This window comes from Granulicatella seriolae (genome assembly GCF_024543085.1).
Lineage (GTDB): Bacteria > Bacillota > Bacilli > Lactobacillales > Aerococcaceae > Granulicatella > Granulicatella seriolae.
The window spans coordinates 116,222-140,121 of sequence record NZ_JANHNZ010000001.1 but is presented as its reverse complement, the minus strand read 5'-3'; the positions used below and the strand labels follow the sequence as shown (position 1 = coordinate 140,121).

16 protein-coding genes are annotated in these 23,900 nt (G+C 36.5%); 11 read left to right on the top strand and 5 right to left on the bottom strand.

The genetic code is table 11. From position 1 onward, the window contains the following. Positions 1-6 precede the first annotated feature (6 nt). Positions 7-954: a thymidylate synthase gene (locus NPA36_RS00590; protein WP_256944177.1), complete on the top strand. Its 948-nt coding sequence runs from the start codon at positions 7-9 to the stop codon at positions 952-954. A gap of 21 nt (positions 955-975) precedes the next feature. Continuing rightward, positions 976-1,458: a dihydrofolate reductase gene (locus tag NPA36_RS00585; protein WP_256944176.1), complete on the top strand. Its 483-nt coding sequence runs from the start codon at positions 976-978 to the stop codon at positions 1,456-1,458. Positions 1,459-1,592: 134 nt separating this feature from the next. Here the strand turns inward: NPA36_RS00585 and lepB are convergent, their stop codons facing one another. The 4 genes from lepB to NPA36_RS00565 are packed head-to-tail and all read right to left on the bottom strand — an operon-like array spanning position 1,593 to position 5,241. Next, positions 1,593-2,315, bottom strand: coding sequence for a signal peptidase I (gene lepB / locus NPA36_RS00580; RefSeq protein ID WP_256944175.1), 723 nt, complete (start codon positions 2,313-2,315; stop codon positions 1,593-1,595). A gap of 10 nt (positions 2,316-2,325) precedes the next feature. Continuing rightward, entirely contained in the window at positions 2,326-3,831 is a 1,506-nt protein-coding gene (locus tag NPA36_RS00575; protein WP_256944174.1) for a S41 family peptidase, read from the bottom strand. Between the two features lie 21 nt (positions 3,832-3,852). Next, the gene (deoD, locus tag NPA36_RS00570) at positions 3,853-4,554 is read right to left on the bottom strand and encodes a purine-nucleoside phosphorylase (protein WP_256944173.1); all 702 of its coding nucleotides are present in this window, start codon (positions 4,552-4,554) and stop codon (positions 3,853-3,855) included. Positions 4,555-4,566: 12 nt separating this feature from the next. Beyond that, a complete protein-coding gene (locus tag NPA36_RS00565) occupies positions 4,567-5,241 on the bottom strand; it encodes a YpmS family protein (RefSeq protein WP_256944172.1) in 675 nt (224 codons plus the stop codon). Between the two features lie 216 nt (positions 5,242-5,457). On the opposite strand from NPA36_RS00565, the gene NPA36_RS00560 reads away from it, so the two are divergent. The 7 genes from NPA36_RS00560 to NPA36_RS00530 all read left to right on the top strand — a co-directional run bounded on the left by NPA36_RS00560 (position 5,458) and on the right by NPA36_RS00530 (position 19,717). After that, positions 5,458-6,279, top strand: coding sequence for a glycosyltransferase family 8 protein (locus NPA36_RS00560; RefSeq protein WP_256944171.1), 822 nt, complete (start codon positions 5,458-5,460; stop codon positions 6,277-6,279). Positions 6,280-6,398: 119 nt separating this feature from the next. Continuing rightward, complete coding sequence (trhA, locus tag NPA36_RS00555; RefSeq protein ID WP_256944170.1) at positions 6,399-7,067, top strand: PAQR family membrane homeostasis protein TrhA; 669 nt, start codon at positions 6,399-6,401, stop codon at positions 7,065-7,067. Between the two features lie 304 nt (positions 7,068-7,371). Further along, positions 7,372-15,660 carry a sialidase domain-containing protein gene (locus tag NPA36_RS00550; protein ID WP_256944169.1) on the top strand — a complete coding sequence of 2,763 codons (8,289 nt, stop codon included), beginning with the start codon at positions 7,372-7,374 and terminating at the stop codon, positions 15,658-15,660. A 188-nt stretch (positions 15,661-15,848) separates the two neighbouring features. Next, entirely contained in the window at positions 15,849-16,511 is a 663-nt protein-coding gene (locus tag NPA36_RS00545) for a response regulator transcription factor (RefSeq protein WP_256944168.1), read from the top strand. After that, complete coding sequence (locus NPA36_RS00540; RefSeq protein ID WP_256944167.1) at positions 16,508-18,121, top strand: sensor histidine kinase; 1,614 nt, start codon at positions 16,508-16,510, stop codon at positions 18,119-18,121. The genes NPA36_RS00545 and NPA36_RS00540 overlap by 4 nt, the downstream gene beginning before the upstream one ends. Then, positions 18,108-18,968 (top strand): ATP-binding cassette domain-containing protein, encoded by an 861-nt coding sequence (locus NPA36_RS00535; protein ID WP_256944166.1) that lies wholly within the window; start codon positions 18,108-18,110, stop codon positions 18,966-18,968. The genes NPA36_RS00540 and NPA36_RS00535 overlap by 14 nt, the downstream gene beginning before the upstream one ends. After that, positions 18,965-19,717, top strand: coding sequence for an ABC transporter permease (locus tag NPA36_RS00530; RefSeq protein ID WP_256944165.1), 753 nt, complete (start codon positions 18,965-18,967; stop codon positions 19,715-19,717). Before NPA36_RS00535 ends, NPA36_RS00530 begins: the two co-directional genes overlap by 4 nt. Before the next feature lie 105 nt (positions 19,718-19,822). On the opposite strand, the gene NPA36_RS00525 is transcribed toward NPA36_RS00530, so the two are convergent. Continuing rightward, on the bottom strand, positions 19,823-20,569 hold the full coding sequence (locus NPA36_RS00525; protein ID WP_256944164.1) for a MurR/RpiR family transcriptional regulator: 747 nt from the start codon (positions 20,567-20,569) through the stop codon (positions 19,823-19,825). A gap of 227 nt (positions 20,570-20,796) precedes the next feature. Here NPA36_RS00525 and ascF point away from each other — a divergent pair, with 227 nt between their 5' ends. Both ascF and ascB read left to right on the top strand, forming a co-directional pair. Continuing rightward, complete coding sequence (gene ascF / locus NPA36_RS00520; protein WP_256944163.1) at positions 20,797-22,194, top strand: PTS cellobiose/arbutin/salicin transporter subunit IIBC; 1,398 nt, start codon at positions 20,797-20,799, stop codon at positions 22,192-22,194. Next, entirely contained in the window at positions 22,195-23,622 is a 1,428-nt protein-coding gene (gene ascB, locus NPA36_RS00515) for a 6-phospho-beta-glucosidase (RefSeq protein WP_328516866.1), read from the top strand. The last annotated feature ends 278 nt before the right edge of the window (positions 23,623-23,900 follow it).

Below are 23,900 nucleotides of genomic sequence, written 5' to 3'. Positions count from 1 at the left end.
AGAGCAATGACCAAACAATATTTAGAATTTGCCCAACACGTTTTGGATCAAGGAAGCTTGAAAACAGATCGTACGGGAACAGGAACTAAAAGCGTATTTGGCTACCAAATGAGGTTTAATTTACAAGATGGATTTCCATTATTAACCACCAAGCGAGTACCTTTCGGGCTAATAAAGAGTGAACTTTTATGGTTTTTAAAAGGAGATACCAATATCCGCTATCTATTGCAACACAACAATCATATCTGGGATGAGTGGGCGTTTGAACGCTATGTGAAATCGCCTGATTACCACGGACCAGATATGACCAATTTTGGTATCAGAGCGACAGAAGACGAAACCTTTAATCAAGTTTACCAAAAGGAAAAACAAGCTTTTTGTGACCAGATTTTAGCTGACCAAGAATTTGCTGCTAAGTATGGCGATCTAGGCAATATCTATGGCTCACAATGGCGATCTTGGAAGACTAAGTCAGGAGAAACCATCGATCAAATAAGTGATTTAATTGATTTGTTAAAGAACAATCCTGATTCACGGAGAATGATTGTGTCAGCATGGAATCCGGAAGATGTCCCATCTATGGCTCTACCACCATGTCATACACTCTTTCAGTTTTATGTAGCAGATGGCAAGCTGAGTTGTCAATTGTATCAAAGAAGTGCAGATATTTTCTTAGGGGTACCATTTAACATTGCCTCTTATGCCTTGCTAACGCACCTATTAGCCAATGAAGTTGGCTTAGAAGTTGGCGATTTTGTCCACACATTTGGTGATGCACATCTCTACAGCAACCATTTGGACCAAATTAATCGCCAGTTGGAACGTCAACCATATGATTTGCCAAAACTCTTACTCCGTCACCCAGAGAAATCCATTTTTGAGGTTGAACCAGAGGATATTGAATTGGTTGGCTACCAGTCGCACCCAGGTATCAAGGCACCTATTGCAGTCTAACTAGAGGAAAAGAGGAAAACAATGCTAGCATTTGTATGGGCAGAAGATGAAAATGGATTAATCGGAAAGAATGGCACTTTACCATGGACATTGCCGAATGACTTAAAATTTTTCAAAGAAATCACTATGGACGGTACGATCGTTATGGGCAGAAAAACCTTTGAGGGGATGAATAAGCGTCTTTTACCGGGTAGACAGACTATTGTTTTAACTAGACAAACGGGTTACGATGGCAATGGGGCAGAGGTTTTACTAGACAAGGAAACCATACTGCAAGATGCTAAAGAGGACGATATTTATATCATTGGCGGATCAGATATATTCAAATTGTTTTTAGATGATGTCGATGTCTTGTACCAGACCAAGATTCATGAAACTTTTGAAGGGGATACCTATTTTCCAAAGCTGGATTGGGACAAGTTTCAACTAAAAAAATCAGTCGAAGGAAGTCTAGACGAAAATAATACCTATCCCCATACCTTTTCGTTATTTATTCGGAAGTAGGAATTAAAGAGCAACAATACTCAAACGAATCTCAAGCTAGCCGTCCTAACTATTTGTTCAAAAAACACCACCTAAACCGTAGATACTTAACGGTTTAGGTGGTGTTTTAATTTTAGAGAAAATCTTACCTATTCTTATGGTGTAGCTGTTGAACTTGATGAGCTAGAATCGGAGTAGAGGTCAGCATACCCTTTTGGTATCCCAATTCGATTTAATGGCCATAAGGTAAAGACGGCTTCACCTTTAATATGTTCTTTAGAGACGAAACCTATCATGCGACTATCTTTAGAGATGTCACGGTTATCCCCCATAACAAAGTAGTTTCCCTCTGGAACTTTAGAAACACCAAACAAACTATAGAGTGTGAAATCCCCAATAGGAACGGTCTTTGTTTCTACTGCTTCTGAGTTGATAAAAGGTTGATCTACTCGTTGACCATTGATGTAGAGCTGGCCTTGGAAAACAGTAATCTCGTCTCCCGGCATCCCAATGACACGTTTGATGTATTCTTCCGTTTCATCGGGGGAGTCAATCACAACTATATCAAATCGGTTTATGCTATTAATCTTACTCATAATCATACGGTCACCATTGTGTAAACTCGGATACATGGAGTTCCCAGCAACTGTAAAGAACTTAAATAAAAATGTTTGTAGCAAGAATAGGATGGCTAAAGAAACCAGAAAGGTCACAATAATACTAAAAGCTTCAGACATGAATCGTTGCAGTTTAGTTTTATTTTGGTCAACCTTATTTTTTTTCTTTTTCTTACTTGTCTTAACTTTTAGGGCTTGATTACGAGGAATAAATTCTCGTTCTTGCTCTTCTGGTTCGATAGGTTCTTTGGTAAAACGCATAGTCGTCCTCCTATTTTTTTAATTCTTCTACAGCTGCTTTGTATTGTGTATCATTTTTGACAATCAATTCACGAATATCATCCATTAACGCATTAGCAGTTGCTAGGTCAATTTGTCCATTAACAGGCAAATTTTTGCTGGCTTGGTAAGCTTCTACAGCTTTTTTTGTACCTTCATCAAAATAGCCATCTATTGTAACGTCATAACCTAAGGCTTTCAACATTGTTTCGATATTCTTTACATTATCACTAACGTTGCCTAGTTCAACCGTTTCACGAGTATCAATAATGGTTACAAAGGCGTAGTCAGGAAGTTTTACTTCAATAGAAGGAGTGATACCTTTTTCATTAATCCAGTTTCCGTCAGGGGTTAACCATTTGGCATTGGTGAATTTCAATTCGCTAGTATCAGAGATAGGGATGACTGTTTGCACAGTTCCTTTTCCGTAGGTTGTGACCCCAAGAATTTTGGCATTCACGGATTCTTGTAAAGCTCCAGCTAGAATTTCTGATGCGCTGGCGCTACCTTCATCGACTAAGAGGATATAGGGCTCGGTAATTTTGAAGTCACCGTAATCCTGATCTGATGCCTTGTAAGATCTGATATTCCCATCACGATCCTCAATCTGAAGAATGGTATCTCCATCTTTTAAGAACATATTGGAAATGGCAATTGCTTGGTCTAAAAGACCACCAGGATTATGTCTCAAGTCAAAGATGAGAGACGTAACACCTTGTTGGCGCAACGATTCAACGGCTGTTTTCAATTCATCAGCTGTATTTTTGGAAAAGCTAGTAATCTTGACATGTCCGATTGTCTTATCAGTATCATCAACAGTTCCAGTTACTGTTACAATAGCAATCTCAGCACGAGTAATGGTCACTTCCATCTCTTGCATATTGCGCAGGATGGTTAAAACAACATCTGTTCCTGCTGGCCCACGAACTACGGATACCACTTCACTAATTGTTTTGCCAGTCATATCATTGCCATCAACTTTCAGAATGACATCATTGGTCTGCAAACCAACTTTACGTGAAGGGGTGCCTTCCATAGTTGTACTAATCATAACTTGTCCATTTTCACTTTTCAGTTCGGCTCCAATTCCGCCAAATGAACCAGTTAGAGTTTGATCAATTTGCATAGTTTCTTCATTGACCATATAAGTGGTATAAGGATCACCGACAGCATCTGCCATTCCTTTTAAGGCACCATTTACAATCTCTTGTGAGGTGATGTCCTTATTGACATAGCCGTTGGTTAGGTAATAATAAACTTTTTCAATTTCTGCCAGTTCACCTTTTGGTACTTGGCTATTGGGGCTGGTCGGAATTTTGAGGACATCACTGACACTTGGACCGGTTCCTCGAGTAGACGTCTCTAACTTACCAGTAACAAAGAGGGTCGCAAATACTGCGATAACGGCCATAGCGAAGAGTGATAAAGCAAAGACCCATGGACGAATCCCTGTAGCTTGACCCTTTTTATCATGTGCTTGTGGTTCAAATTCATCCATATGATTTCCTTCTTTCTAAAATTAGATAACGGTATCTAAAGCAATTTCCATCATTTCATTAAAGGTTTGTTCCCGTTCTTGAGCGGTAGTTTCTTCGCCAGTTAGGATATGGTCACTAATGGTCACGATAGCTAAGGCTTCTTTTTTATGTTGTGCTGCTAAGGCATATAGACCTGCTGCTTCCATCTCAATAGCTAAAACACCGTATTCGGCTAACTTCATCTTATCTAGCTCGGCATTGTAGAAACGGTCGGAGGAAAGGATATTTCCTACATGTACTCTACTTCCACGGTCTACAGCATGGTGATAAGCCTTATCTAGTAGGTTAAAACTTGCGATAGGGGCATAGGTTACTTGGTTTCTGAATATATTAGTAATGATAGAGGAATCGGTAGTTGCGGCTTGACCTAGAACGATATCACGAACGTGTACATCTTCTTGTATAGAACCACCTGAACCAACCCGAATAATGCGTTGTACATCAAATTCGGTATAAAGCTCGTTTGCATAAATCATCATAGAAGGGATTCCCATACCAGACCCTTGGACAGATACTTTTTGTCCTTTGTATAAACCAGTATAACCAAACATATTACGAACGGCATTGTATTGCTCCACTTGTGTTAAGTAGTTTTCTGCAATGTATTTAGCACGCAATGGATCTCCCGGCATTAAAACTGATTCTGCAATTTGACCTTTTGTAGCTGAAATATGAACACTCATGTTGACACTCTCCTATTGTTTTTCTAATATTTTTTGTAACTGTTCTTGTGAAAATGAAACTGAAAACACAATCGAATCTGCTGGCAAATCAATTGATTTAACCACAACAGCATTCTTTTCCCCAAAGTTAAGCTGATTTAATTGTAATACAATCAGTCCATTTTGACTATCAATTCCTAACCAAGTGGGAAGATTTTCTTGATTGCCAATAGATGATAGGGCGGAGCTTGATGGAAGTGAGAGACCAGATAACTTAAAGGAATCTACTTTTAGTTGAAGGTTGCCATTGTCCATGATAAAAGGACTGGATTCTAACACATATGGAACCCTTAATCCCAAAAATTCGGTGGTTCCTTTTAGAATAACCTTATCTTCTATCGCAATGGTTATTGGATCTGCTAGATTGTTGGTATCTTGCAGAGACTGATTAAGTAGCTGACTTAACTGAGCCTTAGTAAGGTTCACATCAAAGGCAAGGTTTGTTTCACTGGTTGGTTGACTTGTTGTTACTTGATTTGAAATGGTATTAACCGTATTTTGATTTGAATTGATGAGATTAATGATATATAGATAAGTTCCACCTAGTGCCAAAATTAGTCCGATGAGAAGACTAAAAAAAGCAATTTTCCATGGGTTTCTCTTTACATTTTGTTGAACTCTTCTTTGATTTGTTTCTTGCTCGTTCAAATAGCCTCAACTCCTTTAAAAGATATGGTTTGATTGAATTATACCATAAAAAGAGGGTTAGCTATTAATCAGATGGTCAATCTCTTACTAAGCATCCATTCTCATAGAGTGTATTCTGGTGGGAGAGTGATTGGAAATTACTAGATATGTATCGTATAATCTTAAATGATAGAAGCTACTAATTTTGAATCAATCATTAAAGAGGTGAAGGAACACGTGTCGACTAATGCCATCAATATACTTGTCAGTTTTGATAAAGGCTACATAAAGCCATTTCATACTATGTTAAAGTCTCTCGTTACGAATAATCCACATGAAACCATCCATATCTGGTTACTACATAGCAGCATCTCATCGGAGGAGCTACAAGACCTAGGAGATTTTTGTGACTTACAGGGTGTTTCACTAACGCCTATTCAGGTAGATTCTGCTATTTTTAAGAAGGCTCCTGTTTCAAAACAATACCCACAAGAAATGTATTATCGCTTATTAGCACCACACCTTCTTCCTTCGACTCTTGATAGAATTCTCTACTTGGATCCGGATATTCTTGTCATCAACTCTATTAGACCTTTGTGGGAAATGTCTTTGAATGAATATATATTTGCGGCTGCTTCACATATCGGAGTTACAAATATTATAAATGGTGTTAATCGAATTCGATTGGGGACAAATCATGATTATTTTAATACAGGTGTCTTGCTAATGAACTTAAAAGTAGCAAGGGAAGTCGTAAAAGCTGAGGATATTTTTCAATGTGTGAGCAACTATAAAGGGGAGCTCATACTACCTGATCAAGATGTTTTTAATTTCCTGTATGGAAGTCTTACCTTAGCAATTGATGATGCTATCTGGAATTATGATGCTAGATACTATACGAGTTACATGATTAGAAGTGGAGGAGATTATGACCTCGATTGGGTGATGAAAAATACAGTTATCTTACATTTTTGTGGAAAGAGAAAACCTTGGGCAAAGTCTTACTCTTATCGTTTTGCAACCTTATATAAACACTACATGAATGCTATTTTTAGGTGATAGCTGATAAAAAATCATTCCAGTAGAAATATTTAATGATAAAATTCTATCAATTCGATTAGACAAACGATAGAATTACTCCTATAATAAACATATACAAATAAATTGAGGGTGATATTATGACAGATTTAACGAAAACAAAAAAAGTCTATCCAATTCAATCAAAAAAATCCGTTATTGTAGGGGAAGTATTAAATGCAGTAACACATGGAATAGGAGTTGGGCTCAGTATCACAGCCTTAATTCTCTTAATCTTGAAGGCACTCCAAGTCAACAATACAACGGCCTTGGCGTCATTTATTGTTTACGGTTCCTCACTCATTCTCTTGTTCTTAGCTTCTACTCTGTATCACAGTTTAAAATTTACTAGAGCCGCAAAGTACTTGCAACGGTTTGATCACTCATCAATCTATGTCTTGATTGCAGGAACCTATACACCATTCTGTCTATTAGGAATCGGTGGCTCCTTTGGTCGGGGGATTTGTATTGCCATCTGGGCATTTGCTATAGGTGGGATTATCATTGAAACATTCTTCCTGGAAAAGTTATCTAAGATTTCAGTTTTTCTTTATCTAGCAATGGGCTGGGCAGTCATTTTCACGATTCGTCCGCTTTATGAATCTATTGGCTGGGGGGGAATCTTCTTCCTAGTTATGGGTGGAGTAAGTTACTCACTAGGAACAATCTTTTATAGAAAGAAATACAACAACCTTTACCACGTTTTATGGCACCTATTTGTGCTAGCTGGGGCAATTTTTATGTTCTTTGCTGTCTTTTATTATCTGTAGGTTGGAGTTTTTAGAATTATACTTACAAAATCGTCCTTATCGGGTTTACTGATAGGGACGTTTTTTTGGTTTTATGAGGCTAAAACTTTCTGAACGAAAATAATTACTAGTTTACATGACAAGAAAAGAGTTTGATGTAAATTACATTACATTTAAAAATATAGAAAAACACAGACTTATGAAAGCGTTTCAAAAGTTTAAGGAATTCTTAAATTAATAGAACACAAAAATGTCCTTCATTTTAGTATTATAAAAATATGGTAATAATTTTATTGCTATAAATAGTTTAGGAGGTGTTTGGGATATGATAAGCAGAAAAAATGAGGAAAGGTCAGATATTGATAAGAAAGTTCTAGATTTTGGAGAGAGTCGGCAACCTTATCAAAATAGAAAACCATTACTCATTACCAGTACGGTTATTGTAGCTGTACTAACTACTATTGGAATGAATAGTAATAATCAAGTTCGAGCAAGTGAGGAAGGGAAGGTAACTGAAAGTATTTCATTTACTCCAGATGCACATGTGTCTGATAGTGAAGAAATTAAGGGAGAAAATAAAGCTGTACTAGCAGCAGTTGAAGATAAGACTAATATAAGTGCTGTTGATACAGAGGAAGAGGTAAAGAAAGAAGATATTTCTGAGACCAATGTGATTTTGGAAAGTGAAGACTCAAAAACGGAGTCACTTGAGGAGGAGAAAGTACTAGATGAGCTAAGCAAAGAAGAGGCTACATCTGTAACAGAAGTAGATAGTCTGGAAAAAAATAATAAGACTGATTTAGAAAAAAATGAAAGCGCTAAAGTGGCAGAAGGTGAGAAGGTTTTAGAGGATAAAAAACTTGAAGAAAATACCGAAAGTACTGAAAGTAAAGAAGCTATAACCTCAACGGATAAACCAGTCCTAGTTGTTGAAGACAAGACAATTAACGAAAGTAATGATCAACGGGTAGATTTGAGTGAGGATCTAAAGCTAGTTAAGGACTTGGAAAGTGGGTCTATTCATTTAACTTTTAAAACTCCAGAAGCAATTCCTAACTTTATGAATTTATTTTCAATTTCATCTTCTAAAGATAGAGCGGAATATTTGACTTTTTATCTGAATAAAGGAGTATTGGGAGTTGAAGGTAGAGATAATACGCAACAATTCTATACTGCTATTGGTGCAACAGACAAGAAACTTAGACCGGATAGTTGGCATTCTTTGTCTTTTGTTGTAGGTCAAGCTAATGAGGAAAAGAAATCCACTGTAAGCTTATATGTAGATGGGCAAATTGCTAAGACAGCTGAACAAACATCTAAGTTTTTAAAAGATTTAAAGAATGCAGATAATATGCAGTTTGGTGCAACTGTTAGAGAGACTGTTAAACCATGGGGAGCCAATTATCAGGTCGATAGTTTATCTATTTACAATAAAGCAGTAAGTGCTGAGGAGGTTGCATCTCTCCATGAGGCTTCAACAAAAGATTTAATTGTCAAAGAAAATAGTCCTGTAGTTGATAAATTTGCTGCCAATGAAGTAATTAGACACAGAAATATTTCCATTGATAAGAACAACAATAATCGTGTTGTTGTAAAGAATGATGTAGAAACTCTAAAGAATTTATCTAATGCAACACTCTATATGGAATTTAAGGCACCAGAAAACCTGAACACTTACATTAACCTATACTCTGTATCAACAAATACAAGTTCTGAAGATTATTTATCACTATATGTCTTTAAAGGTGTAGTTGGTGTAGAAGCTAAGGATGCAAATAAAACTGCATTTTATGGCAATTATGCTGATGCACCATTGCAAGTTAAACCAGGCGAATGGAATTCAGTAGGTCTAGTAGTCGATAAAAATAATAGCTTTGCAAGAATATATGTAAATGGTGTTTTATCACGTACTACTAAAGTGTCATCGAAATTCATCAAAGATTTATCGGCTAAAACTAGTGACCAAGTTGCTCAATTTGGTAAAACGGTAAGAGGTTCAAAAGAAGTTTGGAATGAGGGGTACTATCTAAATGATTTTGTAGTTTACGATAAAGCCTTCACCAATGAAGAAATGGCAGAGCGATCAAATCTTTTTGCTGCAGAATCTTATAAATTAAATGTTCCTGAAAATGTAAAGGTGACCGATGCTAAAGCAGTCTATAAGGGTGGCCAAAATAATCAAAAGAACAAGGAGGGGATTTTTAGTTACCGTATTCCTGCACTCCTAGTTACGGATAAAGGAACACTGATTGCAGGTGCAGATCAACGTCATAACCACTCTGCTGACTGGGGTGATATTGATATGGTTGTTCGTCGCTCTACGGATAAGGGAGAAACCTGGAGCAATATTATCCCAATTACTGATTTACAAATCAATCCAAATGCTAAAGATGCAAGCGTTAATGGTATTGTAAATATTGATATGGTTTTGGCGCAAAATCCAGATACCAAACGAATTTTCTCTGTTTATGATATGTTTCCTCAAATGCAAGGTATTTTTGGTATGAACGGTCCAAGAGAAGATCCATATAGCGAAATTGAAGGCAAAAAATATCTAAAACTGTATTCTAATAAAGAGAATCAAACATCTGAATTCCATACGGTTCGTGATGATGGAATCGTGTATTCACCTGACGGCAAAGTAACAGTGTACAGAGTAGTTGTGAAACCAGAAAAGGCACCATATTCTCAAATGGGTGATATCTTTAAAGGTTCTGAAAAAATTGGAAACATCTACTTTATTGACAACCCAACAAGTCCATTTAGAAGTGCTAAAACTTCATATTTATGGATGTCCTATAGTGATGATGATGGCCAAACTTGGTCTGCACCAACTGATATTACACCACAAGTTAAGTCTGATGACTACAAATTCTTTGGCGTTGGACCTGGTACAGGTATTGCACTACACAGTGGAGAGCATAAAGGAAGAATTATTATTCCAGTATACTCTACTAACCATGCTTCTCATTTAAATGGTTCTCAATCTTCAGCGGTTATCTATTCTGACGATAACGGAGTAACTTGGAAACCTGGTCAAGCGGTAAATGATAATCGAACTTTAGCTGATGGGAGTAAAATTCATTCCACTACAATGAATAATGCTTTTGCACAAAATACAGAATCAACAGTTGTTCAATTAAAAAATGGTGACTTAAAGCTCTTTATGCGTAACCTCAATAAGAAAGTCCAAATGGCAACCAGTAAAGATGGTGGAGCAACTTGGGAAGATGATGTTGTTTTACTGAATGATGTTACAGATGTTTATGTACAATTATCAGCCATCCAATTTGAACGTGAGGGACAAGAATATATTCTTCTAGCAAATTCAAATGGTCCTAAAAGAGAAAATGGCCATGTGCGCTTAGCAAAAGTACAAGCTGATGGCACTCTAGAATGGACACACTCACAAGCAATCCAAGATGGCAAATTTGCCTATAATTCAATTCAAAAAATAAATAATGAAGAGTTTGGTATTCTCTATGAGCATAGCCCAAGTGGATACAATGACTATAGTCTAATGTTCAAGCGCTTCAATTGGGACTTTATCATTAACGAAGAATCCTCTTTACCAACTGTTAAAGTTGACTCTATTAAACAAAAAGATAATAACCAAATCGAAGTTGCCTTTGATTATGGTGTACTAGCAGTTGAACAACCTGACTTAGTGTTATCAAATGGAAAAATAGCTAAGTTCATTAAACAAGTGGATAAAAAGACACTACTTTATGCTATAGAGGAAGGTGATTGGGGAAGTGAAATTGAGAGCGTATTTAAGGGTGAGATTGTTAACATAAATCTCTTAACAGTAGATGCAAAAGGTAAGTTAGCAAACAGTCAAACTAGTCTTGATCCTGAAAGCACTAACCCAGAAGAGGGAAGTCAATCAAACGTTCAGAATACACATGATGTAAACCATTTATTAAATGCCACAGCTACTGCTAGCGACTTTGAAAAAGGTACGACTTTCACTGCAGATAAAGCCGTAGATGGGAAAAACGATACTCGTTGGGCGACTAATGTAAACATAGAGAAGCCTACCCTATTCATAACACTTGACCAGCCTACCTATATGGAAAGAATTGAAATTGACTGGGACCCAAGAAAAAACAATGGGACAGTTGCAGACCCGAATGTAAATTCATGGCAACTCTATTATGTTAAAGAAGATAAAGTTGCCAATAGATTAGCTGCTAGTGAAAGTGAATGGATCTTAGCACATGAACGGAATCAGGCAACAGGTATCAATGAAATTGTTAACTTGAGTCAGGGAATTACTACTAAACAGCTGAAGCTAGTCATTACTGAATACGTTGAAGGTAATCTCAAATGGCGTAATGTTGGAATTAATGAGATTCGAGCTTTCTCTAACCAATCAGAAAAACCTGCCTTGAATACACCAAATGTGAATCACTTAAGTGGCGCAAAGGCTAGTGCCAATAACTTTGAAGTTAACACACAGTATACTGCTGATAAAGCCATTGACGGAAATGACTCGACACGTTGGGCAACTGATAAAGATGTTGTTGATCCAACTTTAACACTTGCTTTGAACCAATTAACGCATATTGAGAGAATTGAAATTGATTGGGACAAACGTACTAGTGCTAATCAAGATGATCCAAATGTAAATGCATGGAAACTTTACTATATTAAAACGAAAGATACGAATGGGCTAGAAAACATTTCAAATTGGACCCTTGCTCACGAACGTAAAACTGCTGCACAAGTAAATGAAGTTATTGAACTTGATAAAGGTATAGATGCAACGCATTTAAGACTAGTCGTGACAGATTATGTCACTGGAAAATTGGGCTGGCGCAATGTAGCCATCAATGAAATTCGTGCCTACTCAAACACAGCAGATACAGCGGTCATTGATAATCTTAATCAAATAACGCAACTAACCTTATCAGAAGATGGCACTAAAATCATTCTGCCTGAATTACAAGGTGAAGTGGTTATCGTAGGAACAAATGCATCAGGCGTAGTTGATTTAACAGGTACTGTTTATAAACCATTGACCAATCAAAGTGTCAAAGTGTCCTTACAACAAACGCATAATAATCAAGTTAGAATGAAAGAGTTTGTTATTGAAGTTGGTGGACTCTATGAAAATGAAGGTGTTGGTGAAAAACCAGTTGTAGTACCGGTTGTTCAGCAATGGCATGGAGTAGAAGGGAAAACTTCTATCACTAATGAAACGATTTTAGTTATGACAAGTGACTTTGCAAAAGCTCTTGAAATGTATCAAAAAGATCTACAAGCTAGAGGCTTAAGTCTGGCCATTGGGGAAACATCAAATGGTAAACGAATTGAATTCAAGAAAGTTACAGATAAAGGCTACGCTGATGAGGGTTACGGTATTACAATTCAAGATGGAGTAATTACTATCGAGGCTAATTCACATGTAGGAGCGTTTTATGGAACCAGAACCCTACTTCAAATGGGTGAAAAAGACCTGCAAAATGGATTGCTAAGAGATTATCCAGCATTTGGACATAGAGGATTTATGCTAGATACGGGTCGTAAATTTGTTCCTTATCACATGGTCTTAGAATTCATGGAAAATATGGCTTATTATAAGATGAATGATTTACAACTTCATTTAAACGATAACTACATTTTCTTAAATGAACATGTTAAAGATAAAAATATGACCAATGAAGAAAAAATCAAATATGTATTAGAACATGCAAAAGATGGTTTCAGAATTGCTACAAATGTTGTTGGGGAAAATGGTGTTAAGCTAACATCTGATGATCATTATACAGCTGAGCAGTTCCAAAATTTACTGAAGAGAGCTAACGAGTTGGGAATTAACTTAGTTCCAGAATTTGATACGCCTGGACATGCTCTATCGTTTGTAAAAGTTCGACCAGACTTGATGTATAAGGGTCAAGTTACTGGTCACCATGCGGATGTTGAACGTGTAGCCATGCTTGATCTAGACGGTAAATATGACGAAACTCTTGCTTTCGTAAAATCTGTTTATAACGAGCTTTTAGATGGTGATGATGCACCATTGCGTGGAATTAAGACACTTCATATTGGAACAGATGAATATTATGGTGATTCTGAAACTTACCGTAAATATACCAACGAAATGATTAAATTCATTAAAGGAAAAGGTATTGTACCAAGATTCTGGGGTTCATTATCCAATAAACATGGTAATACAACTGTTGATGTATCCGATACAGAGATGCACTTATGGGCACTAAGTTGGCAAAATCCTACAGATGCAATCAATATGGGGGCTCATATCATTAATATTCTTGATATTCCAACCTATATTGTACCAAGTGGAAGTGGTGCTAAAGGACCTTATCAAGACTATGCAGACTACATTAGACAATACAACTCATGGGCACCAAATGATTTTTCTGCAAGTGGAGGAGTTACATTAAACGAATCTCATCCGAATGTTTTAGGAGGGGGATTTGCCTTATGGAATGATAATATTGATTTACATGAAACAGGAATTACTTCTTATGACATGTTTACTCGTTTCTTTAAATCACTAGAAGTTACAGCTGCAAAAACATGGGGTTCAAACCGTGCACCAAAAGCATATGCTGATTTTGGTTTCTTACCAGAACATCTAAAATATGCTCCTTCATCAAATCCAGAATTTAAAATCACGAAAGAGCAACTCTTTGATATTTCTAAAGAAACAATTGAGGCATTTGAAACATTCGGTATTGAAAATGATGATAAAGGAATTCACGTAAGCAAAGATTCCTATATTATTACAAGCGCCAAAGAGGTTGGTCCAGATGCGGTATTGACTATGGAAATAAAACTAACAGGTCAAGGAGAGCAAGTATTCTCAACAAATGGTGTTAATAGTATATATTTGGTTAATGAAAATGGAAAAGTAGCTTATAAGTTTGAACAATTTGATATTGAATTTGATACTGAATTACCTTTAAATGAACTTCTTGAATTACGATTTGTTACAGCTAAACAACAAACAGATCTATATGTTAATGGTATGAAACAAAATAGACTAGCAATTACTGAGTTTCCAAAGCTTGCTCATACTACTTTTGTTATGCCTTTAGGTAAAATAGGCGGTTTTGATGGAGTTATCTACAGACTAACGCTAAGTAATGAGAAATTTATTGATCCACGAGTGATTCAATCAGATGAGATTAAATCAGTAACGGCCTCAAGTGAGCAAAAACCTGGGGATAATGTTGAGGGACCAGTAGAACTAGCTTTCGATGGAAACAAAGCTACTTTTTGGCATTCAAATTGGACTAAAAAAGATGCAAGTTATACTGTAACCATTACACTGAATGAAGAACAAAAAGTGAATGGATTAGTTTATGTACCTAGACCAGCAGGTGGCAATGGTGTTGTTACTGCTTATGAAGTATATGCTCAAGTTGATGGTAGTTTAGTAAAAGTATCTGAGGGAACTTGGAAAAATAATACAGAAGAAAAATATGCAACTTTTGAAAACACAGTATTATCTAATCTCTTTGAGTTCAAAGTACTAACTGGTCATGCCGGTTTTGGATCTGCAGCTGAGATAAGTTTATTGAAAGATATTAAATCAACAGATCCAGTAGAACCGACAGATCCAGTAGATCCAGTAGACCCAACAGATCCAACAGATCCAACAGATCCAACAGATCCAGTAGATCCAGTAGACCCAACAGATCCGACAGATCCAGTAGATCCAACAGATCCAACAGATCCGACAGATCCAACAGATCCGACAGATCCGACAGATCCAGTAGATCCAGTAGATCCAACAGCTCCAGTAGATCCAACAGATCCAGTAGATCCAACAGCTCCAACAGATCCAACAGCTCCAGTAGATCCAGTAGATCCAACAGATCCAGTAGATCCAACAGATCCAACAGATCCAACAGCTCCAGTAGACCCAACAGATACAGTAGATCCAGTAGGTCCAGTAGATCCAACAGATCCGACAGATCCAGTAGATCCAACAGATCCAACAGCTCCAGTAGTAGATGAGTTTATCACTGTAACTGATAGTGACACACAAATTACAGTCATCATTCATAAGGATGGTGTTAAACCAGGTGCGGTCTTTGATGCAAGCATCTTAGAAAATATTTTGGATCTCTTTGATGGCAAAGCTTATGATCTTTATGAACTAGGCTTCGCCAATCCAGATGGTCAGTATTCGCCAATCCAAAGTGATGCTCAGGTAGTGATTCCAATTAATGGAACGCCAATCTTTGTTTACTATGTTGGTGAAAATGGCAATTTAGCGATTGATTTCCAAGTTGTTGGTAAAAGCGTTCGCTTTACGGTGCCTCACTTTAGTCAATATGCTGTAGTCTATTCTCACGCATTGAAAGATGTGAAGGAAGAAGACTTAACGACTAAACCAATCCCAGGCAAAGTTACCATTCCTGGAGTTGATGAAAATGAGGGTGGGCAACCGGTAGCAAGTGGAGCGAAGGAAGACAAAGAAATCAAGGTTTCTCAAGTTGCAACTACTTCTGTAAAACCAACGACCACTGCTAAACAGTTACCAAATACTGGTACAAGTAGTTTATGGCTAACTCAAGTAGGCGGATTCTTATTAGGTTTGCTAGGAATAAAGAGTTTAGGTAAAAGAAAAAAATAAATCTTATCATTAGATAAGAAATCCAATTAATGATGGTTTTTCCTCTTTTGATTCAGTAATCAAGACTGAATCAAAAGGGGAAACCCATCATTTTTTTGTCATTTTTTCTGAATTCATATGAGATTCATACAGTCTTGCTATAATATGTATGTAAACAAGAAAGATAAGAATTAGACAGGAGGTTAGGGATGAAAATACTATATTTAGAAGATGACCCGATTATTAGTGAGGTTGTTAAGGAATATTTGCTCTTGGCAGGATACAGTGCAAAGCACGCTATAGATGGGAGACACGCACTAGACTTATTAAGAGATAATGAGTTTGATTTAGCCATTCTAGACATTATGGTGCCATATGTTTCTGGTCTTGAGGTTTTACAAAACATTTCTAAGACTTATCCCTCAACTAAAACAATCATGTTAACAGCTTTGGGGGATGAAACGAATCAACTTCAGGCTTTTGACTATTTTGCAGATGATTACATTATTAAACCTTTTTCTCCAGTAATTCTTTTGAAGAGAATGGAGGCTGTTTTGCGAAGGGGGAGTCCGCAAGCGGTTAGTGCGAGCAATCTAGGCTTTCTTATTCAAGAAGAAAGTTATCAAGTCTTTTATCGACAAAAATCGCTACATCTCACAGTTACCGAGTTTTTGATATTTAAGAGTATGTCAGATTATCCGACCAAAGCTTTTACTAGGGAAGAGCTTTTAGACAAGATTGACCCAGATAATCTAATTGTTAGTGACCGAGTGATTGACGCTCATATTAAAAACTTACGAAAAAAACTGCCTTACAATGTCATAAAAACAATTATTGGTGTGGGTTACCAGTATCAGGAGGTGACAGAATGAAACTTTCAAAAAAAGTCTTTTTATATACCGGCGCAACTACTTTTCTTGTTGGACTAGTAATTATTGGTTACTTTATTTTTATGCTACCAGGATTGTATGTTGATTATAAAAACGATAAATATATCGAACAAATTAGTGAAGTTCAAAAAAGTTTGGTGGCTGGTGAAGATGAAAACTTAGGAGAATTGATTACTGATAATATCTATTTGATGAGCGTTCAACTTCCTGAAAGCGGCTATGAGTTTAAACTACTCAATCAATATTTTTCATCAACCGTAGAAGTGATTCGTCCAGAATTAAAAGAGTTGATTGACTCTATGCGCAAGTCTTTTGTACAGATGTCAAGTTCAAATGAAGATAGCAAAGATATAGATATAGAATTCGATACGAAACAATGGGAAGACTTGAGTAAAGAATTCCAATTCAATCAGATGGTAACCATCAAAGAGTTTAAAAATAATATCCAAATGCTTGACGATAGTGCTGTTATATCAGATTTCAAACAATTAGAAGATGGCTCGAAAATGATGATTAGCCAGATAGAATCAAATAAAACTCAATTTACAAACATTATAGCATTTAAGCAAAAAAATGGCGTTTATTACATTACGTTTGCTTCAACCATGACACCACAATTGAGTGAATTGATGCCCATCATTCTAATTAGTACACCTATGATTGTTTTAGTATTATTACTGTTTTCACTAATCTCTGCTTCATTATTTAGCCGAAAGTTGGCTGAACCAGTTGAAACACTGGCAAAGCAAGCTCGTAATCGTAGTGGTCAGAAAGATTTTATGTTTAAACAGAAGAACCAAGGAGATGAATTCAAAGTACTAGAGGATGCCTTGAATGACATGCACCAAGATATTCAACAGAAATTGACTCAGCTACAATTGCAGAATGAAGCCTTGGAAGCTGAAAAAGAAAAGCAAAAGATATTTATGATGAATGCTTCTCATCAACTAAAGACACCAATTGCAGGAGCAAGTCTGTTGGTAGAGGGAATGAAGCATAAGGTAGGTAAGTTTGCTGATACGGATGTTTATCTACCAAAAGTTGAGCAGGAACTGATTCGCTTGAGTAGCATTATTGAGAATGTTATCGCAAGCTTTGCCTATAAGAGCCAGACTCTTGATTTAGAAGAAATCTCTCTTAATGACCTAGTTGAAAATTGTCTAAACCAGTTTTCTGAACGCATTAAGGATAAACATATTCAGATTGAAACAGCACTTGACTCAGTCAAGCTTACAACTGACCCAGAATTATTTTATTCCATCTTAGAAAACATCATCAATAATGCTATCCAATACACCCCACAAGGTGGAAAGATGATCCTTATGCTTACTCAAGACAAGCTTGTCTTACGCAATTTTGGCAAGACGATTGATGAAGAGTTATTGCCGAGAATTAAGGAAGCCTTTGTAAGGTCTCAAGACAATCAAGAACGAGGAACGGGACTAGGTTTGTATCTGGTAGATACCTTCATCGATATGCTGGGCTTGCGATGGACGATTGACAATTTTGAAGAGGGGATGATAGATTTACAAGAATCAGGTGTGCAAGTCGTCATTTATTTAAAGGAGGAAGATTCTTATGATAACCATTAATGACTTACAAGTAAGCTACAAAGATGTAAAAGCTTTAGATATTGACCGCAAAATTGAGATCAATGCCCATGACCGTGTGGGCGTTATCGGGTCAAACGGTGCCGGGAAAACAACCTTTGTTAAAGCATGTTTAGGAATATTACCATATGAGGGAACCATTGCCACAGAAGTAGCACCTAGTCAAATGTCAGTCCATATGCAGTTTAATGAGTATGTAGATACTATGAGTGTTAAAAATGTTATGGAAACTATTTTAAATACCGATGTTGACAAAAATCCAAAGCTGCAAGAATTAATCAACTTTTTTAACTTTAATGACCATTTGAAAAAACACTATAAAAATTTATCAGGTGGATTAAAGCAACGATTTACCCTGATTTTGGTCTTAATGCAAGATGCACCTATCACATTCTTTGATGAAGTTACTACAGGATTAGATTTTTCAACAAGACAAAGTCTGATTGATAAAATTCTTGAATGGTATGACCATAAAGAGTCCTGTATTATTTTCATTACCCATTATTACGAAGAGTTAGAACGGTTAACCAACAAGCTGATGATTTTAGATGCAGGAAAATTGATTGATTTTGGTGATACCAAAGAACTGTTTAGAAAATATTGTGGTCATTCTGTAGTAACCTTTAATGCCAATCAAATTGAGCATACCTTAATCGATTCTTACAAAAAAATTATTGCGCCTGAAGGAATGCTAGCCTTGTCTTGCAAAACACCTGAGGAAGAAATGGGGCTTGTTCAATTGTTAGTTGAAAAAAATGTGTCCTTTAAGCGTAGTAATTACGATATTGAAATTCTAAGCATGAATGCTATAGGAGGGAATAAAAAATGAGACGATTAGTGACATATGAATTGAGAAGTATGCTAGGAAATTTCTTTGCTATCTTTTTTGGATTAGTTTTTCCAATTGTTATGTTGTATATTTTGTACCCAGTAATCATTAAAAATGTTCCTGAAGTAATGAAAGCTCAGGTAAGCGTTCAATTGTTTGTGCAAATGATGTTAGTGATACCATTGGCTTTATTATTTATTGGATTTTCAGCACTATTTTCTCAAGAAATTGAAAAGGGGGTTATTAATCGATTAGTATTGTTTGGAATTAGTGAAGGCAAGCAGATGCAAGCTAAGATGATTGCTAATGCGATTGGTACGACCTTAGCTATTATTTTATATACTGTTGCCACTGCTTCTTATATCAATTTATCGACTCCAACATTTTTTGCTTTCTTTGCTTTAGTAGTGACTTTTGCTGTCTTAGGTGTATCTCTATTTGTCTTAGCTTATGGAATTTGTTTATTGGTACGTCGCTTTAGCATTGCCTATGGAATTACCATGACTCTTTATTTCGCTATTATGATGTTATCGGGGTTAATGGGACTACAGATTGAAGACTTGCCTAAAGTTGTCCAAGGCGCTCTGATATATTTACCAACAGCAGTACTACCAGGCGCTCTTACAAAAGCTTGGCAATTAAATTCCTATAACTTTATGCCTTTGGTTCAAGCATTTATTGTTTTTGGTGCAATCTGTGGCTTGGTATGCTTTGCTGGGTTACGGAAGAATGCCAGACGATTGAACTGATGTTTAGGAAATGTTAGCAGGTAGTGTTCATGCGTAAAGAGTCTCCAATACCTCTATCAAAAATAAGGGTATTGGAGACTCTTTTTATAGTTTGATACTAAGTTATTAGATAGGGACTTCTTCCTCTGATTTAAGCTGATAAAGCTTTCTACCAATCTTCTCGATAATAGAAATAACAGGAATCTGAGATGTAATATCATATCGGTCATTCTTATTTTGGGAAATGTAGTAGGATAAGTTGATGTCACTCATTTTTGAAATAGTTGAGCTTTGATTGTTTGTAATAGAAATAATCTTACAATTCTTACTCTTAAAGCTATTGATATGAGTAATAATATCATTACTTTCGCCAGAAACACTACAAATAATTACGACAGAATCAGAGAAGAGGTTGCCTTTAATGGGGTAGTGTGGATCATCAATATAAAGAGTCAATTCACCAATTGATGATAAAAAACGCGCGCCATACTTCGCCATCACGCCACTATTGCCACTACCAATAAAGATGGTTTGTTTAGCTTCTAGAATACTCTTGGTAATTTCATTAATTTGTTGGTTAAATTCAACGGAATCACTTCTCTTTAAGAAATCTATTATTTCGGATGTATCATTTGTGAGTAAACTTTGTTTTTTATCTTCTTGAAGGTATTGTCTAAAAGCCATTCTGAACTCTGTATAGCTATAAAAACCTAATTTTTGACAAAACTTCAAAATGCTAGTTGTTGACACATGACTTTCATGAGCAAATTCACGAATTTTCATATAAGCAACTTTTTCTTTATTATCCAAAAGGTAGTTATAAATGGAAAGTTGTATTGGACTTAAGTCTCTTATGATATCTGGACTAAACATAGATGCACCTCATTTTTAATCATTTTACATTGTCTTTGACAATAATAGTAACATAATTGTCAGCGCTTGTACCTTGAATTGTTTCCTACAGAAAAAACATATTGTTTTCTACAGGAAACAATTTTTTATCGCATACGTTTTGTTTTTAAAGCCTTAAGAGTTATTGTGAACGCTATCAATTTGGGCTAAAGTGAGACCATAAAAAGAACTATTGAGGAGATAACATTATGGCAAAAGATTATGCACTTATTTCAAAGGAAATAGTAGAAAAGATTGGTGGCAAAGATAATATTTCTGGTGTTACACATTGTATGACACGTTTGCGCTTTGTTGTAAAAGATGACAGTAAGGTAGATGTTGATGGCTTAAAGAATATCAAGGGTGTTCTAGGCTACATCTATAATGGCGGACAACACCAAGTGATTATTGGAAATGCTGTTGCACAAGCCTACAAGGAAGTCTTAAAAATTGGAGATTTTGGTCAAGAAAGCGAGATTGCAAAGGGGCAAATCAAAGAACCACTAACCCTCAAGAAAATTGGAGCCAATATTTTAGACGCACTTGTTTCTACAATGAGCCCATTGATTCCTGCTATTATTGGTGGCTCAATGATTAAATTGTTAGTCTTACTATTAAATATGATAGGAGTATTACCAGATACCAGTTATACCTATCGTTTACTAACTGTAATGGGGGATGGTGCCTTTTTCTTCCTACCAATTATGGTAGCCGCTTCGGCCGCTAAGAAATTTAATACCAATCCATATATTGCTATGGCGATTGCTGGTGCTCTTGTACACCCGAGCTTTATTGAAATAATGAAAGCTATTGCCGATGGAGAAACTGTAATTTTTCTAGGTGTTGCTATGACCTCTGTAAAATATACCTACACCGTTGTTCCAACTCTTGTAATGACTTGGTTATTGTCTTATATTGAACGGTTTGTGGATAGAATCACTCCAGAAGTTACTAAAAACTTTTTAAAACCAATGTTGATTTTCTTGATTGCTTCACCTATCGCTATTATGTTGGTTGGTCCTGCAGGTGTATGGTTTGGTAATGCCATTTCAAGTCTTGTTTATGCCATTCATGATCATCTTGGTTTCCTAGCAGTTGCTATTATGGGTGCCATTTGGCCGTTATTAGTTATTACTGGTATGCACCGTGTGTTCACTCCAACGATTTTAATGACAATTGCAGCAACTGGTATGGAAGCTATGGTAATGCCAAGTGAGATTGGTGCTAACCTGTCGCTAGGTGGTGTAGCTCTTGCGGTAGCTTGGAAGACACGTAACCATGAATTACGCCAAACATCTATTGCGGCAGCATTTTCAGCGATAATTGCTGGTATTACAGAACCGGGGCTATATGGGGTGGCTGTTAGGTTGAAACGTCCACTGATTGCTTCCCTTATAACTGGTTTTGTTTGTGGTGGACTGGCTGGTATTGCTGGATTAGCTAGTCGTTCAATGGCATCACCAGGAGTTGCAACAGCAGTACAATTTTTTGATCCCAAAGACCCAATGTCTGTTGTTTGGACAATAGGTATTATGATTTTATCCGTCGTGCTCTCTTTTGTACTGACCTTACTTATTGGTTTTGAGGATTTAAAAGAGGGGGAATAAATCTTGGATATTAAAAAATTCCCAAATGATTTTCTTTGGGGTGGCGCCATTTCAGCAAATCAATCGGAAGGTGCTTACCTTGAGGATGGCAAGGGGTTATCTATTGTAGACGTTATCCCTCATGGACAAGAGCGGATGGACTATAAACTTGGCTTAGTGCCGGATTTGACCTTAAAATCTAGTAATTATTATCCGAGTCATCAAGCCATTGATTTCTACCATACCTATAAGTCCGATATAAAATTAATGGCTGAAATGGGCTTTAAAGTATTTAGAACATCCATTGCTTGGACAAGGATTTTTCCAAATGGTGATGAAGAAAAACCAAACCAAGCAGGCATTGACTATTACCAAGACTTATTTAAAGAATGTCACAAATACAATATGGAACCTTTAGTGACACTTTGTCATTTTGATGCACCAATGCATCTGGTTGAAACAATTGGTTCTTGGCGTAGTAGGAAGATGGTGGATCACTTTGTTAAGTATGCTCAAACTTGTTTTCGAGAGTTTGATGGATTGGTTAAGTACTGGCTAACGTTTAACGAAATTAATATTCTTTTACACAGTCCTTTTTCTGGTGCTGGTTTAGTATTCCAAGAGGGGGAGAACAAAGATTTTGTTAAGTATCAGGCAGCACATCATGTTTTACTAGCCTCTAGCTTAGCAACCAAAATAGCTCATGAGATTAACCCAGATAACCAAATTGGTTGTATGCTGGCGGGCGGTGATTTTTATCCGGAGACCTGTCACCCTGATGATGTTTGGAGTGCATTAGAAAAAGACCGTGAGAACTTATTCTTTATTGATGTTCAAGTTCGCGGAAAGTATCCTAGCTACAGCAAACGTTTATTTAAAGAAAAAAATATTGAATTAGTGATGGAAGAAAATGATGAGAATCTATTAAAGAATACAGTTGATTTCGTTTCCTTTAGTTACTATTCTTCAAGATGTGCTAGTGCAACGATGAACCAACAAAGTGAAGCTAATGTCGTGAAATCATTGCCCAATCCATATTTAGAAAAAAGTGATTGGGGCTGGGCAATTGATCCCAAAGGGCTAAGAATTACAATGAACAGGCTCTACGACCGCTATCAAAAACCATTATTTCTAGTTGAAAATGGGCTTGGTGCTAAGGATACGGTTGATGAAAATGGACAGGTCGAAGATGACTATCGTATTTCCTATCTAAACGATCATATCTTAGCAATGAATGAAGCAATTCATGATGGTGTTGAAGTTATGGGCTATATTGTTTGGTCCGCCATTGATCTAGTTTCTGCTTCAACAGGTGAGATGAGCAAACGCTATGGATTTATCTATGTTGATAAAGACAATCAAGGCAAGGGAAGTTTAAAACGCATTAAGAAAAAATCATTCTATTGGTATCAAAAGGTAATAGAAAATAATGGCATCCATTTAGAGTAAATAAAAATTATCAAAATTGAATAACAACTTTATAGTACGACAAGTAAAAGAGTTCCTGAGAAATGAATCAGAAATAGCGGTGTAAATCATAGCTGTCTACGTGAGACCAAGGCTCACGGTGGTGCCACCGTTTTGATTTCTGGTTTATTTCTCAGGAACTCTTTTTATGATTTAGAAATGACTTCTAGTCTCTATGGAGTTTTTACTCAGTTCCTTGCAGCTTCGTAGACAGTAATACATAAAAACTCCAAGAATCATGTTATAATAGGCTAGTATTC